Annotated in this window: 20 protein-coding genes and 1 pseudogene; 12 read left to right on the top strand and 9 right to left on the bottom strand. The window is 67.3% G+C overall.

Annotated features, from left to right (window positions below):
• Nucleotides 1–130: 130 nt before the first annotated feature.
• The 3 genes from LI337_RS04140 to LI337_RS04130 form a co-directional block, all read right to left on the bottom strand.
• Complete coding sequence (locus LI337_RS04140) at nucleotides 131–472, bottom strand: chorismate mutase (protein WP_303645196.1); 342 nt, start codon at nucleotides 470–472, stop codon at nucleotides 131–133.
• On the bottom strand, nucleotides 469–1,323 hold the full coding sequence (locus LI337_RS04135; RefSeq protein WP_227228455.1) for a shikimate kinase: 855 nt from the start codon (nucleotides 1,321–1,323) through the stop codon (nucleotides 469–471). Before LI337_RS04135 ends, LI337_RS04140 begins: the two co-directional genes overlap by 4 nt.
• Before the next feature lie 101 nt (nucleotides 1,324–1,424).
• A complete protein-coding gene (locus LI337_RS04130; RefSeq protein WP_227228454.1) occupies nucleotides 1,425–1,961 on the bottom strand; it encodes an SRPBCC family protein in 537 nt (178 codons plus the stop codon).
• Nucleotides 1,962–2,083: 122 nt separating this feature from the next.
• On the opposite strand from LI337_RS04130, the gene LI337_RS04125 reads away from it, so the two are divergent.
• On the top strand, nucleotides 2,084–2,710 hold the full coding sequence (locus LI337_RS04125) for a metal-dependent hydrolase (protein ID WP_227228453.1): 627 nt from the start codon (nucleotides 2,084–2,086) through the stop codon (nucleotides 2,708–2,710).
• A gap of 57 nt (nucleotides 2,711–2,767) precedes the next feature.
• On the opposite strand, the gene LI337_RS04120 is transcribed toward LI337_RS04125, so the two are convergent.
• Nucleotides 2,768–3,133 carry a hypothetical protein gene (locus tag LI337_RS04120; RefSeq protein ID WP_227228452.1) on the bottom strand — a complete coding sequence of 122 codons (366 nt, stop codon included), beginning with the start codon at nucleotides 3,131–3,133 and terminating at the stop codon, nucleotides 2,768–2,770.
• A 144-nt stretch (nucleotides 3,134–3,277) separates the two neighbouring features.
• Here LI337_RS04120 and LI337_RS04115 point away from each other — a divergent pair, with 144 nt between their 5' ends.
• A complete protein-coding gene (locus LI337_RS04115) occupies nucleotides 3,278–3,808 on the top strand; it encodes a GNAT family N-acetyltransferase (protein ID WP_227228451.1) in 531 nt (176 codons plus the stop codon).
• Nucleotides 3,809–3,853: 45 nt separating this feature from the next.
• Here the strand turns inward: LI337_RS04115 and LI337_RS04110 are convergent, their stop codons facing one another.
• Nucleotides 3,854–4,417 (bottom strand): DUF7978 family protein, encoded by a 564-nt coding sequence (locus tag LI337_RS04110; RefSeq protein WP_227228450.1) that lies wholly within the window; start codon nucleotides 4,415–4,417, stop codon nucleotides 3,854–3,856.
• Between the two features lie 196 nt (nucleotides 4,418–4,613).
• Here LI337_RS04110 and LI337_RS04105 point away from each other — a divergent pair, with 196 nt between their 5' ends.
• A complete protein-coding gene (locus LI337_RS04105; protein ID WP_227228449.1) occupies nucleotides 4,614–5,849 on the top strand; it encodes a metal-dependent hydrolase family protein in 1,236 nt (411 codons plus the stop codon).
• Here the strand turns inward: LI337_RS04105 and LI337_RS04100 are convergent.
• Nucleotides 5,827–8,025 (bottom strand): hypothetical protein, encoded by a 2,199-nt coding sequence (locus LI337_RS04100; RefSeq protein ID WP_227228448.1) that lies wholly within the window; start codon nucleotides 8,023–8,025, stop codon nucleotides 5,827–5,829. The genes LI337_RS04105 and LI337_RS04100 overlap by 23 nt on opposite strands.
• 142 nt (nucleotides 8,026–8,167) lie before the next feature.
• Here LI337_RS04100 and gpmI point away from each other — a divergent pair, with 142 nt between their 5' ends.
• Nucleotides 8,168–9,685, top strand: a complete 1,518-nt coding sequence (gene gpmI, locus LI337_RS04095) for a 2,3-bisphosphoglycerate-independent phosphoglycerate mutase (RefSeq protein WP_227228447.1) — start codon at nucleotides 8,168–8,170, stop codon at nucleotides 9,683–9,685.
• A gap of 16 nt (nucleotides 9,686–9,701) precedes the next feature.
• On the opposite strand, the gene LI337_RS04090 is transcribed toward gpmI, so the two are convergent.
• Together LI337_RS04090 and LI337_RS04085 are read right to left on the bottom strand one after the other, a co-directional pair.
• Nucleotides 9,702–10,400 (bottom strand): fibrillarin-like rRNA/tRNA 2'-O-methyltransferase, encoded by a 699-nt coding sequence (locus LI337_RS04090; protein ID WP_227228446.1) that lies wholly within the window; start codon nucleotides 10,398–10,400, stop codon nucleotides 9,702–9,704.
• Nucleotides 10,393–11,235, bottom strand: a complete 843-nt coding sequence (locus LI337_RS04085) for an NOP5/NOP56 family protein (protein ID WP_227228445.1) — start codon at nucleotides 11,233–11,235, stop codon at nucleotides 10,393–10,395. The genes LI337_RS04090 and LI337_RS04085 overlap by 8 nt, the downstream gene beginning before the upstream one ends.
• Before the next feature lie 181 nt (nucleotides 11,236–11,416).
• Between LI337_RS04085 and LI337_RS04080 the strand changes: the two genes are divergently transcribed.
• From LI337_RS04080 to LI337_RS04050, 7 genes and pseudogenes are all read left to right on the top strand, one after another.
• Entirely contained in the window at nucleotides 11,417–11,893 is a 477-nt protein-coding gene (locus LI337_RS04080; RefSeq protein ID WP_227228444.1) for a hypothetical protein, read from the top strand.
• A 177-nt stretch (nucleotides 11,894–12,070) separates the two neighbouring features.
• On the top strand, nucleotides 12,071–12,643 hold the full coding sequence (locus LI337_RS04075) for a helix-turn-helix domain-containing protein (protein WP_227228443.1): 573 nt from the start codon (nucleotides 12,071–12,073) through the stop codon (nucleotides 12,641–12,643).
• A gap of 232 nt (nucleotides 12,644–12,875) precedes the next feature.
• Nucleotides 12,876–13,151: a hypothetical protein gene (locus LI337_RS04070; protein WP_227228442.1), complete on the top strand. Its 276-nt coding sequence runs from the start codon at nucleotides 12,876–12,878 to the stop codon at nucleotides 13,149–13,151.
• Between the two features lie 112 nt (nucleotides 13,152–13,263).
• Nucleotides 13,264–13,764 (top strand): hypothetical protein, encoded by a 501-nt coding sequence (locus LI337_RS04065; protein ID WP_227228441.1) that lies wholly within the window; start codon nucleotides 13,264–13,266, stop codon nucleotides 13,762–13,764.
• Nucleotides 13,765–14,008: 244 nt separating this feature from the next.
• A complete protein-coding gene (locus LI337_RS04060) occupies nucleotides 14,009–14,467 on the top strand; it encodes a hypothetical protein (protein ID WP_227228440.1) in 459 nt (152 codons plus the stop codon).
• A gap of 61 nt (nucleotides 14,468–14,528) precedes the next feature.
• Nucleotides 14,529–15,239, top strand: a complete 711-nt coding sequence (locus LI337_RS04055; protein ID WP_227228439.1) for a YqjF family protein — start codon at nucleotides 14,529–14,531, stop codon at nucleotides 15,237–15,239.
• Nucleotides 15,229–15,657 (top strand): annotated as a pseudogene (locus LI337_RS04050) (thiol-disulfide oxidoreductase DCC family protein); the annotation flags it as partial. The gene LI337_RS04055 and the pseudogene LI337_RS04050, both read left to right, overlap by 11 nt.
• Here LI337_RS04050 and LI337_RS04045 read toward each other — a convergent pair.
• Nucleotides 15,657–16,088 carry a hypothetical protein gene (locus tag LI337_RS04045; RefSeq protein WP_227228437.1) on the bottom strand — a complete coding sequence of 144 codons (432 nt, stop codon included), beginning with the start codon at nucleotides 16,086–16,088 and terminating at the stop codon, nucleotides 15,657–15,659. The pseudogene LI337_RS04050 and the gene LI337_RS04045 sit on opposite strands and share 1 nt — an antisense overlap.
• A gap of 4 nt (nucleotides 16,089–16,092) precedes the next feature.
• On the opposite strand from LI337_RS04045, the gene LI337_RS04040 reads away from it, so the two are divergent.
• The gene (locus tag LI337_RS04040; protein ID WP_227228436.1) at nucleotides 16,093–16,281 is read left to right on the top strand and encodes a hypothetical protein; all 189 of its coding nucleotides are present in this window, start codon (nucleotides 16,093–16,095) and stop codon (nucleotides 16,279–16,281) included.
• The last annotated feature ends 307 nt before the right edge of the window (nucleotides 16,282–16,588 follow it).

Here is a 16,588-nt window from a genome sequence, read left to right as displayed (position 1 = left end):
TGTATCGGTCAGGCTACCGCTGCCACGTGGACTACGTCTACGTTCACCGATCGAGATCCGTAAGAACAACTGCCGGACGAAGAATCGACTACCCGACCGTCGACAACAGCTCTGAGAACCCCGGGTTCGGCTACCTGCTCTCCCGCTGCTCCGCCTTGTTCAGTTCGATCAGGAGCCGGAAGATGGCCTTCACGAGGTTCGCGTCGACCTCGAACCGTTTCGCGTTCGTGGCGGCCCGTTCCATCACGCGCTCCTCCTGTGACTCGTCCGTCGTCGGCAGGTTCCGGTCGGCCTTCACCTGCGCGACGGTGTCGGCGACGTAGGTGCGCCGGGCGATGAGTTCCACGATCTCCCGGTCGATGTCCTCGATCTCGTGGCGGAGTTCGTCCAGCGACGCCTCCGCCGGGTCGAACTCCTCCCCGCCGTCGGTCGTGAACCGCTCCGTGGTGGTCGTCTCGTCCCGTTCCGTCATCGAATCTCCGCGCCGGTCTGTCGTGTCGTCGTGAACCATGTAGTACCCTCCCGTGTCCGCCACCGCTCTGCGACCGCCTCCAGTTCCGCTCGCTCGCCGACCGCGACGACGCTCGGTCCCGTCCCGGACAGCGAGACGCCGGCCGCGTCTGGCATCGCCTCGACCGCCGGGTCGGTCGGAAAGTCGAGGACCGCCGAGAACGCCAGGCCGTTGACCGTCATCGCCTCGCCGTAGCGCCCGTCGAGTGCGAGTTCCGCCACGAGTTCGGCCATCGGGGCGACCGACTGGCACGCCTCGACGTCGGCGTCGGCGCTGAACGCCTGCTCCGGCGGCGTCCAGACCAGCACGTCCCAGTCGACCGACTCGTGGGCGAGCAGTTCGTCTTCCGCGTTGTCCGTCACCGTCACGCCGCCGAGCATACTCGCCGAGGCGTCGTCGAACGCGCCGGTCACCGTCACGCCCACGTCGCGGGCCGCCTGCACACCGAGCCGTGTCGCCGCGACGCGGTCGATCTCCTCGGCAGCGTCGAGGGCGTCGAGTGTCGCGAGGACGGTCGCGTTCGCGGCCGCGCTGGAACTCTTGAGGCCGGCGGCCATCGGCACCTCGCTGTCGGTCCGGACCGTCCCGCCCTCGTCGTCGCCGAACCGCTCGACGACGAGTTCGACACACCGCTCGATCAGTCGGGTGTCGGCCTCGGGTGCACCCGCGATGTCGCCGGCGATCGTCGCCGCGTCGGCCGCGAGGTCGACGGTCGCGGTCGTCTCGGCGTCGATGGCGAAGGCCGAGCCGAACCCGGTCGCTAGCGCGTTGAGAACGGTGCCCGCGCCCGGTGCTGTGGCCCGACCGTGCATACGAACTTCGCTGGTCGGCGACTAATTAGGTGTGGCGGTCGGTGCCGATTTGGCCGACAGAGGGGCGGCACTCTCGCCGGGTCGTGGCGTCCGAAGGCGCGTCACGCCAGCACGTCCGGTTTCCGGTGATACTCGACCTCGACCTCGCGCTCTTCGCCCTCCAGATCGGCGACCGCCCGGCGGAACACGGCGTCGATCTCGCGTTTGGCGACCGGCGTCACGCGCTTGAGAATACGGTCGAAGGGGACCAGCGGCGGGAGGCCGCTGACCCCGTTCGAGAGGCTCGACTGGACGAACTCGATGCGGAGGCGTGCTCGCGTCGCGTGCTCGCGGTCGGCTGGCACCGCCTCGTCGGGGAGGGGTTCGACGGCCCAGTAGCCCTCGGCCTGCACGCGGTCCACGACGCGCCAGTCGATCCGTTTCGGCGGGTCGAGAGCGGTGACGCGCGGCGTGACGGTGTAGGAGAGCCGCCACCACTGGACCGTGATCTCGTAGCGACTCCCGACGTCGCCGTCCCCCGAGCGTCGGACGCGCTTCACGTAGTCGGAGTACTGTTCGTAGGCGGTGAACTCCCGGAGGAAGTCGTACACCTCGCTCGGCGGGCAGTAGACGACGGTGCTGAGTTCGAGCGCGTCCACGCAGTTCGACAGGGGCGGAGGTCTCTTTGCGGTTTCGGCTCGGGATCCTCGCCAAGTTCGTGCGTGGTGGCTACGACACCCACCGCAGACACGTTTTTGTCCACCCCACCGAAAGCTCGGGTGTGCCATCGACCGTCGTCCACGTCGCGGTCGCGGGGTTGGTGGGCTGTGCGCTCCTCGCGGACGACTTCAGCCCGCGTGCCATCGGCGTCGTGCTACTCGCGGCTGTCGTCCCGGATCTGGACACCTTCGCGGGTCTCGTCCTGCCCGGCGCACATCGATCGCTGCTCCACACCCTGCTGTTGCCCGCCCTCCTCGCGGCGGTCCTGCTGTGGGACACGCGACTCGCGGCCACCTCTCGACTTCGGGCGCGCTGGGGTGAGTCGGCTCCCCGTGTCGCGTGGGTCGCGGTGGCCGGTTTGCTCGCCGGCGGCATCGCCCCGGACCTGTTCACGAACGGCGTGAACGCCTTCTATCCGCTCCACGACGCGTTCTACACGGTGAACGGCGAACTCCTCCTGTCGGACCAGCGCGGCGTCGTCCAGACGTTCGTCGAACTCCAGCCCGAACAGCCGCCACAGACGACCGAGACGATCCACTACAGCACCGGGGTCGACCCCTCACCCGGCAGAGAGCCCGAGAACGTCGAGCGTATCTTCCCGGTGGCCGCCTCGGGAACGCAACTCCTGTTGATCCTGCTCGGGACCGGGAGTGTACTCGCGCGACTGTGGACCGACCGCGACGCCTGACTGACGTACTGGGTGACCGGTAGCGGAGCAGCCGATGCTGCGACCCCGCCGGCGTCCTCATCCGGACCGGAACCCGACCAGTCGACCGAGAAACGCCGGTGGCGAATCCCGAAACGTATCGACGTAGGCCGCCCAGCAGACCAGCGCGTACAGGACGAGACCGACGACACCGGCGACGACCAGTGCGGTCTGTCGGTCGAGAGCTATCGCGTCCGCCAGCAGGAGACCGACGAGTCCGAAACTCCCACCGAGGACGCCCGAGTAGACCGTCACGTCGAACAGGTAGCCGAGCGTCTCCCGGCGTGTCAGCGGGCGACCCCGTGCGATCCGCGCGCCGAGGTACGCCGGGACGACGAGGGCGACGACCGGCGCGTAGCTTCGGAGGGCGTCGGCGACCACGTCGAGGAGTACGTCGAGGACCATACACCACCCACCACCTGCCGCCGGCAAGAGTGTTCCGCAACCGGGTGTGACTGAAAGAGTGTTCCGCGACCGGGTGTGACTGAAAGAGTGTTCCGCGACCGCCGCGACTGTAACCCTCTTGTCGTCGTCGGCCGAATCCAGTCTGTGCACTACCGAGCCTACGACCCCGACGACTCGGCCGACCGCGCCGCCCTGTGGGACCTGAAGCGCGGCTTCGAACTCGGTCTCGGGAGCGGGACCGGCGACGACGCGAAACAGGCGACGTACGAGGAGAAACTGACCGAGGAGTACCGCGACCGATGGCTCGACTGGGTAGCGTGGTGTGTCGCAGAGGATCCGGACTGCATCACGGTCGCGGTGCCGGATGCGGCCGTCGAGCCGTCCGACACGACCGTGGACGCCGACCACCTCGCGGGCTACGTCTTCCTCCTGCCCGAACGACTCGCGTTCGTCTGGGACGCCGCAGTACTGAACGAACTCTACCTCGCGCCCGACTACCGGGGCACCGGTGTCGCCGACGACCTGCTGGACCGCGCGGTCGCCCACGCTCGCGAGCAGGACCTGCCACTCGACAGGGTGGTGCTGGACGTGGATCGCAAGAACGAGCGTGCCCGGGCGGTCTACGACCGCCACGGCTTCGAGCACTGGGGCGAGATGCTGGCGAAACAGCTCTGAATCGCGGCCCACCGTGAGTCGACGCCGGTCGGCCGAGTCGACCGTCTAACTCGTCACGCCGGCGACCGCACCGCCGACCGCACCGAACACCGCCGGGTAGACTGCGCCGCCCAGCAGGACGCCGGTGATCAGGTCGGGGCCGGCCGAGGCGTCGCCCGCCGAGATGACGAACAGGAACGCGCCGACGATAGCCAGCGGAAGGTAGCCCGCGAGCACCAGTGCGCCACTCGTCGCGCCCGAAGCGGGGTCGTCAGCGCCGGCCTGTCGCCCGGCGAAGATGCCGGCCGCCACGAGCAGGAGCGGCGGGATGACGTACAGCACTGCCGAGAACGCCTCCACCTCGCCGATCAGGTTCACCGAACTCGTCCCGAACAGGCCGGGGATGTTCGTCGAGACGAAGTGGGCGTTGTAGAACACCCAGCCGACGATCTTCCACGTCCCGGGGTCGCCGGTGGCGAACTCGACCAGTTGCTGTGCGAAGGAGTTCTGGATCTCTGAACTCGTGAGCACGTAGGTGAACAGGTAGCCGAGGACGTACGCGACCGCACCGCCGGCCGCGCCCAGTCCGATCGACCGACCCGACAGCGTACTCTCTCCGGATGTTGCCATGCGACCGACGACTCGCGCCCACGGGAAGTTACTTTCGGCCTCTCGACAGCGAATCGACACCCGCGAGTGAGTCGCCTGCTCACGGTTCGGCGCTCTGCTGACAACTCGACTGAACGATCACGACGTCGGCTCGCTGTCCGTCGCGGCTCGCCCGAAAGGGAGAGATTCAAGCCCACCGGGCCGCCACGATGGAACGATGATTCTGCGGGACGTGCGCCTCTTGTCGGGCGACGAGGAGTTCGAGGACGCCGCGATCCGGGTCGATCCGGACGCTGGAACGATCACGGCGGTCGGTGACGCCGAGCGACGGGCCGACGAACCGGTCGTCTCGTTGCCGGGCCGGACCGTCCTGCCGGGACTGGTGGACGCCCACGTCCACTTCTCGCTGTCCGGCGAACGCTCGGTCGAGGAAGTCGTCGGTCTGTCCGACCCGGAACTGACACTCGTCGAAGCCAGAAACGCCCGCGAGACGCTCGAAGCCGGCGTGACCGGCGTCCGGGCGATGGGTGCCAGCGACGTCGACGTCCACGTCAGAGACGCCATCGAACGCGGCGACGTCCCCGGCCCCCGGACCGTCGCCAACTGCCGGTCGATCACGATCACCGGTGGGCACGGCCACCACCTCGGGAGAGAGATCGACGGCCCGGCGGACGCCCGGAAGGCGGTCCGAGAACAGGTGAAGCGCGGCGCGGAGTTCATCAAGTTCATGACGACCGGCGGGGTGACGACGCCCGGCACCGACCCCGGCGCGGTCGCACTGACCGACGCCGAACTCGACGCACTCGTCGACGAGGCCCACGCGAGAGGCGTCCACACCGCGACCCACGCACACGGCGCGGCGGGCGTCAAAGCCGCCGTCGCGGCCGGCGTGGACACGGTCGAACACGGCACCTTCCTCGACGACGAGGCGATCGATCTCATGCTCGCCGAGGACGTGACACTCGTGCCGACACTCTCCGCGCCGTACCGCATCACCCGAAACGCCGCCGGCGCGACGACAGAGAGCGCCCGGAAGACCGAGCAGGTGTACGAGCAGCACATCGAGTCGTTCCGGATGGCGGCCGAGGCCGGCGTCCGAATCGCCGGCGGCACCGACGCCGGCACGCCGTTCAACTTCCACGGCGCGAACGCCAGCGAGATGCAGTTCATGGCCGAGTACGGACTGGGTGCCCGCGACGCGATCCGGGCGATGACCGAGACGGCCGCCGAGGTGGTCGGCCTCGACGGCTCCGGGACGCTGGACCCCGGGACACACGCCGACCTGCTGGTCGTAGCCGGGAACCCACTCGACGACCTGACGGTGTTGAACGATCCCGAGGCGGTGCTGAAAGGCGGTGACCTCGTCGCCGGGTCGCTCGCCGACGGGGAGTGGGAGGGGCGCGAGGAGACGGATGGGCGGACGGCAGACGTCACTTCAGCGGCGCGTCGGTAGCCTGCTGAACCCGGGTTCGCGCGCGTTCGATCCGGCGACCGAGTAGGGCGAGCACCCGTGTCGAGAGCTGCTCCCGGTTGTCGCGGACCGATTCGGCGATGGCGTCGATTCGACGCTCGACCTCCGACAACCGGTCGTTCGCCGCGCTCGCGTCGTCGGACTCGGCCGCATCACGAGCCTGTTTCGCGGCCGCGACCGCGGTCTCCAACTCCTTGAGGATCGGATCGAGGTCCTCGCCGTCGGTGTCCTCACGCTCGCGGAACGACCGGGCCTCGGCGAGACTCTCCGAGAGATAGTCCACGAGGTAACGCGTCATCGCCAGTTTTCCGGTCGTCGGGTTCTCGATGGTGACGGTTTCCTCGCCTTCGTCCGGGTTCACCCGGAACGCACCCCTGTCCCCGTCACGGTCGGTGATCTCGGCGGTGTACGCGCCGGATCGGTGGACGTAGACGCCGAAGGTGTCGTCTGTCGCCGGGAGCGCGTCGTAGACCGCCCCCGCGAAGTCGTCGGTGATTTCGAGGTTCGCCACGCCGGCCGGCGTCTCGCGGGCGTCGGCCTGCACCTTCACCGCGTCCCGGTTCGGGACAACCGTCACCGCGCCCTCGACGCCGACACGGGTCGTCTCGTCTCCGCCACCGTGTCGGAGGCGTTGGGTGTAGGGTGCGACCCCTGGACCGTTGATCGTCAGTCGGTGCTCGCCCTCGGCCACGTCGGTCGCCACGACGATGCCGTTCGTCGTCGGAATCGCGGTCGGGTCGCTCTCCAGCAGGGCGACACTCTCGGTCGTCGGTTCCGACAGCGAGATGCCGCCTCCCTCGGGTGCGCCCGGTGCGCCGGCCGTCGCCTCTCGGAGGACGCCGACCACCTGCGACACCGGTCCCCCGGTCTCGACGCCCGCGAACTGCTCTGCGAGTGCCGACCGGTGTCGCGGGTCGGTCACGTCTTCCACCGGGTTTCGGTAGCGTGGCTGATCCTGCGGTCGCCCGACGCTCGTCAGGTGGCTGGCGACCGCGTTCTCCGCGAACTTGGGGACCGCGAACTCGAAACTCAACTGTGGCCCGGTGTAGTCCGCGATGTGATCGGTCTCCTGCATCGGGACGAGGTCGTAGGTCGTGTCGGTCTCGACGCCGACCGGACCGAACGACCGCCCCTGCTCACGGGCCGGGAGTTCCTCGGGTGGGGTCGACAGGTCGCCGAAACTCCGGACCGTCAACTCGTCGGGAACGAGATGCTCACGCTCGACGTTCGGCAGGCGGTCGTGTTCGTACACCGGCTTCCCGTCGAGTTCCGGGAGTGCATACGGGAGCGGCGCACCTTCGTCGCGCGGGAGGCCGTAGGCGACGGGGAAACTCCCGACGCTCTCGGCCACGTCGATGACCCGGTTCGTGATGTCGGCGATGGTGTCCTCGGAGGGGAACCGCTGGAACGTTCGCGGGGATGCGTTGACCCCCAGGGCGCTGGAGTGTGAGCCGACCTCCGAGATGATGGCGACTCGGTCGCTGGCCTCGGGGTCGAGAAACTCGTTGTTCGGCACCTTCCGAGAGTGGGCGCTCGCGGCGTAGAGCACCGGTTCGTTCGTCTCGGTGTCGACGAACGTCTGGAGCAGTTCCCAGTCGTGCCAGTGGAAGTTCGTCGTGAACTGGTCGAAGGCCGAGTAGAACCAGTGCTGGACGACCGTCAGGCGGTCGGTCACTTCCACGACGTTGTAGAAGACGGTCGGAGCCGGCGGGTCGCCGGACTCGTCGAACTCCTTCGTGTAGCCGTCGAGAGCGTCGAACCCGGCGACGACCGTCTCGCCGTCCTGCTCCGACTCGTACCGGCGCGGGTCGGTCGGGAACCAGCGCTCGCCGGCGCCGAAGTAGATGGTCGGCGCGAAGGCGTCGGCGAAGTCCCGTGCCGTCTCGGGGTCGGGCCGGACGACCTCCGAGGGGTTCGGGACACTCGTCTCGCCGCCGAACATTGCCAGCGCGCCGCCGCCGAGCACCGCCGCCCCGCCGACGCCGGCGAGCAGCTTCCGGCGGCCGAGGTCGCCGAGTCCGGCGACTCTCCCGCCGTCTGCGTCGTCGGCCGGTTCGTCACCGGCGGCGGCAGTCTCGGTCACGTCGGGCGACGCGTCGTCGGGCGTGGACTCGCCGGGAGGGCCGTCCCCGTCGTCGGGGCTGTCGGGGTCGTCCATAGATACCGTCAGTTCAGGCTTCTCCGGAATATAACTGGTGGCAACGGGGCCGTGAACCGGGAGGCGAGTGGAGTGTGTCCGACTCGTAGACGGCACTGCGGGAAGCGAAGCCTATTCGGCGCGGGACCGCGACCGACCGGGTATGCGAGCCGCACTGGTGGTACTCGACGGCTGGGGACTGGGCGACCACGACCGACGGGACGCGGTGAAGGCGGCCGACACGCCGACCTTCGACCGCATCTGGAACGCCGGGGCACACGAGACGCTGACGACGCACGGGCGCGCCGTCGGTCTCCCCGACGGGCAGATGGGCAACTCCGAGGTCGGTCACCTCAACATCGGTGCGGGCCGGGTCGTCAAGCAGGCGTACACTCGGATCGGCGACGACATCGAGGACGGCTCCTTCTTCGAGAACGAGGCCCTGCTCTCGGCGTTCGAGCACGCCGAGGCGAACGACGGACAGGTCCACTTCATGGGACTCGTCTCCGACGGCGGCGTCCACTCTTCACAGGAGCACCTCCACGCGCTGATCGAACTCGCGGGCCGGCGGGGGACCGACGCCGTGACCCACGCCTTCACCGACGGCCGGGACACCGACCCGCACGGCGGCGAGGGCTACCTCGAAGCCCTCCAGTCGGTCGTCGACGAACAGGACACGGGCGGCGTGGCGACCGTCTCGGGGCGCTACTACGCGATGGACCGCGACCAGAACTGGGACCGCACCCGGCGCGCCTACGACGCCATCGTCTCCCGCGAGGCAGAGTACGAAGCCGACTCTGCGGTCGCGGCCGTGACCGAGTCCTACGAGCGCGGGGAGACCGACGAGTTCGTCGAGCCGACCACCGTGGCGGGCGGCGCGACGCTGGACGACGGCGACGCGGTCGTCTTCTTCAACTTCCGGGCCGACCGCGCCCGGCAACTGGTCCGGATGCTCGCCGACATCGAGCCTGAGGCGTGGGGCGCGGACACCACCCCGCCGGCGACGCGGGTCGTCACGATGACCGAGTACGACAAGGAGTTCGGTCTCCCGGTCGCCTACCCGCCGAACCAGCCGGAGGACACGCTCGGCGAAGTTGTCTCGGAGACCGGACTCACGCAACTGCGACTGGCCGAATCCGAGAAGTACGCCCACGTCACCTACTTCCTCAACGGCGGGCGCGAGGTCGAGTTCCCCGGCGAGAACCGCCAGATCGTCGAGAGTCCGGACGTGCCGACCTACGACCGCAAGCCGGAGATGTCCGCCGAAGGTGTGACCGACACGGCAATAGAGTTCATCGAGGCGGACGACCCGGACCTGCTCGTCGTCAACTACGCGAACCCGGACATGGTGGGGCACACCGGCGACTTCGACGCCGCCGTGGCGGCAGTCGAGGCGGTGGACGAACAACTCGGCCGGTTGCTGGACGCCGTGGCAGAAGCCGGCGGGCACGCGATCGTCACGGCCGACCACGGGAACGCCGACGACATGGGCACCGCAGACCGGCCGCACACCGCCCACACGTTCAACCCGGTGCCGGTGATCTACCTCACGCCGGCCGGCGACGGTGGCGGCCGGACCCTGCGCTCGGGCGGCGCGCTCTGTGATCTCGCGCCGACGATTCTCGAACTGATGAGTCTGCCACAACCGGACGCGATGACCGGCGAGTCGCTGTTGGAGTAGCGTAGGCGAAGTCGAACTACCTCGGCCTCGCCACGATGCCGAGGTGGTCCTCGTGGAACCGATCCAGTCGCTCGGTCTCCAGAACCTCGTAGCCCGTCTCCAACTCGCCGAGTACCGACTCGAACACGTCGCTCGGGTCGGCGGTCACGTCCTCGCTTCTGGCTTTGATAGCGACCAGCAGTCGCCCGTCGTCCGCGAGGAACTGCCGGTTCCGCAGGGCGACCTCGGCCTGCCCGCGTGTCGCCACGTCCTGCACGAGCACGTCCAGATTCGACTCCACGACGTGAGCGTAGGTCGCCGGCTTCCGGGCGTCCTTCAGCAGCGGGAAGAGGTTCTGGCGGTCTTCTGCCACGCCGAGCAGATCGCGGGTCGGTCGGGGCGCGAACTCCACCGCGTAGGTCGGTCCCGAGAAGTCTGCGACGTGGCTGACCGTGGTCCCACTCGCCGCGCCGAGGTACAGCACCGACTCACCGCCAGCGAGGCCAGTGTCCATCCCGAGTGCGAGCATCGCACCGAGTTTCGAGCGCCCGGCGTCCCAGAGGCGCCACTCGCCGTCCGAGGGTTCGCCGTAGACGGTCGGCCCGCGCGTCGCCAGTCGTTCCCGGCCGTCGAAGCTCCGGCGTTCGACGCCCGCGGGGAGCGACGGCCTCCCGCCGTCGGTTGCTACGGGGAGCGACGGCCTCCCGCCGTCGGTCGCCGTGGGGAGTTCACGCATCGTCGGCACCTCGCGCCTGAATCGTCTCGATCCTGTCGCGCAGTTCGGCGTGGAGTTCCGGACGGTAGTCGCCGGAGTAGTGGTCGATGCGTGCGGCGATCGCCAACTTGCCGGCGAAGGCACGGGCGGCCGAGCCGCGGTCCTCGCGGCGGGTCCCGCGAACGTACTCGTGGGTGAAGATGATCCCGTGTTTCGGCGAGGGGGCGTGGCCCCGGAGGTGCGCGAACAGCGCGTCCTCGGCACCGAGCACTTGGATCGTCCCCGAGGGTTTCTTCGCCAACGACTCCAGGCCGCCGACGAGCGCGACGAGGCGGGTCGCCAGCACCGGCCCGGCCATCTCCGCGAGGTTCGGGTAGACGGTCGGGGCGCGCTCTCGGACGTAGGACTCCAGGTCGTCGCGCTCGTCGGCGAGGTCCACGACACGCTGTGCGAGCGAGACGGCGCGTTCCTCGGTCGGATCGGCGGGGTCGATGTCGGCGACGGCGCGGGCACCCGCGATGCCGGTGCCGGGGTCGTCGAAGAGGCTCCCGGCCCACTCCGCGAGTCGCTCGGCGAGTTCGTTCGCGGTGCGGGCGGTGTCGTCCATCGCGCGCACCGCGTGGACCAACTGCTGGTCGTCGGCGCGTTCGCGTTCGGTGACCGCCTCGCGTGTCGCAGAGATGGTCGCCTCGCGCAACGTGGCGTAGTAGTCCGACTCGCTCTCGGCGAAGCCCGATTCGACCGCGCGTGCCGGCCAGTCGTCGGGGGCGTCCGCCGACCCGTCTCGAATCCGACTGCGGGCCGTCTCGCTGGCGGCCTCGTCGGGCGACAGGTCCGCGAACCACGGGGTCGTCATGGGCGTGGCTTGCGCGTCCCCCGGCGTAAACCTGTGGAGTTCGGTCTGTCGAGATCCTCAGTTCCCGGCGGTTCGTCGGAACTGTGCTGGAGACGGAGCGCGAGTCGACGAGGAATGAATCACGGCGGTCGGTGGTCGAACGTTTATGACCGAGTATCCGCTAACGTGCGCCTGGTAGAACATGTTCGACTCCTTGGGCCTATCTCGGCGAGACGTCGGGGCGGGCCTCGCCATCGCCGGGTCGGCGTACGTCGCCGCCTCGCTCTTCGCCCTCTTCAACCTCTTTTCTGGATCCGGTCGGGGGAACCCCGGCGCCACCCTCGGGATAATCGTCACGCCAGTCCTCGCGCTGACCGTCGCGACTGTCGTCTGGCGTGTGGTGATGCCGGAGGAACCGAACCCACGCTACGGTGCCATGGCCGGCGCCATATCGGGAGCCGTCGCCGTGTTCCTGTTCACGGCCCTGGTAGGCATCACGGCCATCGTGCTAGAGGCTCCCACCATCGGCCCACCTACAAGCGGGACGGTGTTCGAAGCCATCGAGTTCCTCGCCCTGATCGTTGGACTCGGACTGCTCATCACGCTCCCGTTCATCGTCCCGATAGCGGCGACCGTGGGATACGGATACGAACGGTACGTAGCCAGAGGACAGGCGTGACTGGTCGGTGTCGAGTTCCAGTCGCCCTTATCGACATTATGTGTACGTAATCGAACAACCGGAGCTGCACGCAACCAACTGCTGGACTTTCACCGTTTCCCACCTGCCGATTCGCGGTTTGCGGCCACGAAATCCTGTTCGGTATTTATACCCTTCCGGCCGTTCCACCGACCCACCGTGTCCGAGCTTCCGAGTTGGATCGACAATCGGCTCGATCAGAACCTCGACAACACGCTCTCACAAAAGCACGTCGTCGAGACGATGGTCGACTCAGAGCGGCCGTTCTTCTCGGCTCGTCAGCTCCAAGCTCTCGTCAAACCGGACGTGAGCAAAGCGACGGTACGGAACCGACTGAACGAGTTGCAGGAGATCGATATCGTCGCCACCGAGACGTACCCCGACTCGGTCACACTGTACTACATCAATTACCAGGAGTCGAACTGGCCGCTGTCCCCCGAAGGGAAAGACGCCTTCGCTACCGAAGCCCCGCACGACCGGCTCTCCATCGGCTTCCTCACAGTGTCGGACACGGCAGGCTTCCGACTCTTCGTGCTAGGTGGGTTGGTGTCGATAGTTGTACTCGGTAGCAGCACGAGCATCGTCATCGTCGGACTCCTGAACGAGACAGGAGGTCCGATCGAATCCCTCGCCGCCGTCCTCGCGACCGGCGGGCTGTTCGTCGGCGTCACCGCACTTCAACTACTGATCGCCGGGCTGTTCCTGGTCGCTGGCGAGCGTGTCGTGCGGTAGTGGGGCGAACTAGCCGTGGCGATGACGTGTCGATGTCCAACAACTCCTGGGGACAGACGGGTCGAACCCCCCGCCGTATGTTCTTGGCACTGTCGCAGTACCTGCCGTGGTGTGCCACCCCGGGAGTCCGGCCAACTGACTCTCGTCCGATCGTTTCACGGCCGCGAATCGCCGCTTTGCGGCCGCGAAAACCGCATTCGTTTTTACAATAGCACGGCCGCAACGCGCACTCATGTCGATTACACCTCAGGCAGGCGGTCCGATCAGTGTCGAACTCCTCATCGTCCTTGTAATTCCCGTGGTACTGTTTCTCGTCAATATCGGTGTTGCTGTGTGGATCTACCGCGACGCGAAGCGCCGGAACCAATCTCACGCCTTCGCGTGGGGTGCCGGATCGTTTCTCGGCGTGTTCCTCGGGGGGCTCGGCGGGTTCGTCGTCTGGGCTCTCTACTTCGTCGTACGGAACGAAACCGGAACCGGTGCGCCGTCCGTACGGGAAGAGTCGTAATGCTGTTCGCACATCCCGAAGGCCGCCTTCGGACGGTGATCCGGAGCCTCGTCGTCCCAAAACACAAGCCGATCGCGTGTGATCGAAACGTTTCGAACGAGCTGTTCATACCATGAGAGCCATCGAGAGACTACTCGGCTACGTTCCGATCGTACTCATGGCTGGTGGGACGATACTGTACTTCGTTCCAGCCACCTGGGTCGAACTCCCCGTAGAGACGAGTACACTCGGGATTGTACTCGCTGGACTCGGTGTGGTGCTGTTGTACGCCGGGTGGTACGACAGGTTCGACACCGAATCAGAGACGAGTGGGGAGTACAAGTTCGACGCCGACCCAGACGCGAGTGGGGATGCGACCACGTCTCGTGGTCCGGCCCAAACTAGCAGATATCTAGCGCTGGTCGGCACGTATGGCTCTTGGATACTCGTCACGATCGGCGCTACGCTAAGCTGGGGACAGATACGGAACCCGGATAGAGTGGGTCTGCTCGACAGGGCACCGCTCGAACTACCGTGGGGGGAACAACCGGTGCTCGGGTTTGCCTTTATCGTATCGGGATTGGCGCTGTTCGCTCTCGTCCACGTAGCGATCCCGTCTCTCACCGGCGAGTAGTGTGCAGTACCGCATCGACCTAGTGTCGGTCTGCCTTCGGTGAGTGTTGTGGACGTGTAGACCCGACCGAGAGTGTTCTGCGGGCCGATAGGGTGTAGACTCACGTCGATGCCGTCACAAGAATGAATAGACAGTCCCGTGACGTTCCGATATGGCCCTCCCCGCTCCAAGCGCCGTGGCCCCCTGTCGGCACCTCGATCGGCTACCGCGTGGTGACGACCGGACTATCGGTGCCGGATACGCGATGGGAATTGCGGCTGCGGGTGCCGGAGTTCTCTACTTCGTCGTGCAGTTCGTCGCCATCCTACTCCTCTCGGCGAGTGTCGGGAGCGCTTCGTCGGGACAGTTTCTCGGGTTCGCCACTATCGGGTTGCTCAGCGGGGCTGGCACCGTCGCCGGCGTCGTCGCCCCCCTCGGGTTCGTCGCCGGGGTCGTCGCGTGGCGTTCGGTTCCACCCTCGGTCCCGTTTATCGGTGCGGTGAACGGCTTCCTCGCGACGATGCTGGTCTACGTGGGTCCGGCGGTGGTCGGGACCTGTGGTGCCGTCGTCCTCGCCGTCCTTACCGGCGATGCCATCACCGAAGCCGTCGTCGGCGTCGCCGCGTTCACCTCCGTCGCGTTCGTGGCCACGTGCTGGATCACGCTCCCGCTCGGCATCCTCGCAGGGACCCTCTACGAACGCTCCCGCTCGCCTGTGGAGTGACTTCCGGCGCTGCTGCCGAACGCACCGGGAGGAATTTCCGTCGGTCACCTGACTACCCACTATGGTCGTTCCACTGGAGATGGGCTGGCGCCACCTGTTGTTCGAGAACTGGCCGGTCGACCCGGTGCTGATGGACGCCCATCTCCCCGCGTCGCTGAGCGCGGATACGCACGACGGGAGCGCGTGGCTCTCGGTGATCCCGTTCACAAACGTCGCCGTCCGGCCGAAAGGGACCCCGCGATCGCTCGGCGTGCGACTTCCGGAGATAAACGTCCGGACCTACGTCACGCGTGATGGCGTCCCGAGCGTCTACTTCTTCAGCCTCGACGCACAGGGGCTCCTCAGCGTCACCGGTGCTCGCCTGTTCCATCACTTGCCGTACTACTACGCCCGGATCGCGTTGGAGATGAGCGACGGGCGCGTCCGGTTCACGAGCCGACGCCACCATCCAGGTGCCCGTCCCGGCCGCTACGAAGCGACCTACTGGCCGACCGGCGAACCCTTCGACGCGCCGACCGACCCGCTGGCGGAGTTCCTCGTGGAGCGCTATCGCTTCTGCACCGAAGCGCCCGACGGCACGATCCGGTACACCGACGTCGATCACGACACGTGGGCGCTGTACCCGGCCGACGCCACCGTCGAGACCGATACCCTGTTGCGGGCCGACGGCTTTGCTCGCCCGGACACAGAGCCGGTGTACTACTACAGCCCGGGGCTGGACGTCGTCGCGTCTCGGAGCAGACGGCTGCGGGAGGACACAGATGACCGCTGAGACGGACGCCGAGACGGGTGTCGAACCGGACGAGGCGGTCGTGCTGTTCGACGGCGTCTGCAACCTGTGTAACGGGCTCGTCTCCTTTCTGCTCCCCCGTGACCCCGAGGGGCGACTCACGTTCGCCGCGTTGCAGTCCGACGCGGGACAGGATCTGCTGACTCGGCACGGCCTTCCGACGGAGGGGTTCGACTCGTTCGTCCTCGTCGAAGGGGAGCAACTGTACACGAAGTCGGACGCCGCGATCCGCGTCGCGGAACTGCTCGGGTGGCCGTATCGGGTGGCATGGGTCGGCCGGATTCTCCCGAAGAGTCTCCGCGATTCGCTGTACGACATCGTCGCCGACAACCGCTACGACTGGTTCGGACAGAAAGACCAGTGTACGATCCCCGACGAGGACGTCAGCCACCGGTTCCTCTACCCCACGGCGACCGCGAGATGGAACAGACCGACGAGCGTGAACCCGGCTGCGACCAGCCGATCGCCCGGTCGGGACCCCATGTGACGCTGTGTCGCCGCGCGGAGAAACCACCACCCAGCGATCCACGCGAGCAGGTACGGCGCGAACCACGCCGCGAGCCAGCGTGACGCGAGGAGATCGACGATCCCGATCGAGACGAGGGTGTAACTGACTGCGTGATTCATGATCTGCGCGATCCCGCGGATATCCGACCGCTTCGTCTGGTACGTGACGACGAGCAGTTCGAGCGGACGCAACGAGTCGCCTTCCATCGGTATCGCACCGTCGAAGTCCAGTAGCCACGGCATGGCGAAGTGAACGATCCCCAGCACGACGGTGAACGTGCCGCAGACGAGAAACCCGGCTGTGAGGACGATATCGGAGGCCATGGATGTGCAGATGTTCGACCGGCGCGGTATTGCAATTGGGGACTCCGACGACGTGTCTCCTCGGACGAGTCAGGCCGGGTATAACAGATGGTGGGCCCCCGCGTGTCGGGTGGTCGCACACCTCTCACACGAGAAACAAGCCGCCGACGAGGAGGCCGTCGCCGAGTACCAGTTCGGCGGAGACCGTGGCTAGGACCTCGGGGCGGCCGGAAAAACCACTGTCGACGCTGTCGACGAGTTCCTCGCACGTACATTCGGGGTTGTCATCGGCCGTCCCCTTCGTCGTCCCACTCGGTGCGCTCGTGGGATACGGCCACGAGCGGTACATCGTCGCCGGCTAACGATGATCACTGGACTGTGGTTTCTCGGTTGGTCCCCTCCTCTCGTACTGTAGGCGGCCAAACGACACGACCACCACGTAATCGCGGACCGAACACGACCACCACGTAATCGCGGACCGAATCCGTACTCTGTATCGGTCACGCCACAGCTATCAGTCG

The sequence above is a fragment of the Salinirubrum litoreum genome, assembly GCF_020567425.1.
Lineage (GTDB): Archaea > Halobacteriota > Halobacteria > Halobacteriales > Haloferacaceae > Salinirubrum > Salinirubrum litoreum.
The sequence above is the reverse complement of the archived record's forward strand: the minus strand, read 5'-3'. Positions and strand labels throughout refer to the sequence as shown.

Bases quoted from the DNA above. Each gene is read 5' to 3' on its own strand.
- LI337_RS04045 (WP_227228437.1), bottom strand. From the start codon at position 16,088: ATGGCCTCCGATATCGTCCTCACAGCCGGGTTTCTCGTCTGCGGCACG.
- LI337_RS04100 (WP_227228448.1), bottom strand. From the start codon at position 8,025: ATGGACGACCCCGACAGCCCCGACGACGGGGACGGCCCTCCCGGCGAG.
- LI337_RS04060 (WP_227228440.1), top strand. From the start codon at position 14,009: ATGGGAATTGCGGCTGCGGGTGCCGGAGTTCTCTACTTCGTCGTGCAG.
- LI337_RS04090 (WP_227228446.1), bottom strand. From the start codon at position 10,400: ATGCGTGAACTCCCCACGGCGACCGACGGCGGGAGGCCGTCGCTCCCC.
- LI337_RS04070 (WP_227228442.1), top strand. From the start codon at position 12,876: ATGTCGATTACACCTCAGGCAGGCGGTCCGATCAGTGTCGAACTCCTC.
- LI337_RS04065 (WP_227228441.1), top strand. From the start codon at position 13,264: ATGAGAGCCATCGAGAGACTACTCGGCTACGTTCCGATCGTACTCATG.
- LI337_RS04120 (WP_227228452.1), bottom strand. From the start codon at position 3,133: ATGGTCCTCGACGTACTCCTCGACGTGGTCGCCGACGCCCTCCGAAGC.
- LI337_RS04085 (WP_227228445.1), bottom strand. From the start codon at position 11,235: ATGACGACCCCGTGGTTCGCGGACCTGTCGCCCGACGAGGCCGCCAGC.
- LI337_RS04080 (WP_227228444.1), top strand. From the start codon at position 11,417: ATGTTCGACTCCTTGGGCCTATCTCGGCGAGACGTCGGGGCGGGCCTC.
- LI337_RS04055 (WP_227228439.1), top strand. From the start codon at position 14,529: ATGGTCGTTCCACTGGAGATGGGCTGGCGCCACCTGTTGTTCGAGAAC.
- LI337_RS04105 (WP_227228449.1), top strand. From the start codon at position 4,614: ATGATTCTGCGGGACGTGCGCCTCTTGTCGGGCGACGAGGAGTTCGAG.
- LI337_RS04110 (WP_227228450.1), bottom strand. From the start codon at position 4,417: ATGGCAACATCCGGAGAGAGTACGCTGTCGGGTCGGTCGATCGGACTG.
- LI337_RS04135 (WP_227228455.1), bottom strand. From the start codon at position 1,323: ATGCACGGTCGGGCCACAGCACCGGGCGCGGGCACCGTTCTCAACGCG.
- gpmI (WP_227228447.1), top strand. From the start codon at position 8,168: ATGCGAGCCGCACTGGTGGTACTCGACGGCTGGGGACTGGGCGACCAC.
- LI337_RS04140 (WP_303645196.1), bottom strand. From the start codon at position 472: ATGACGGAACGGGACGAGACGACCACCACGGAGCGGTTCACGACCGAC.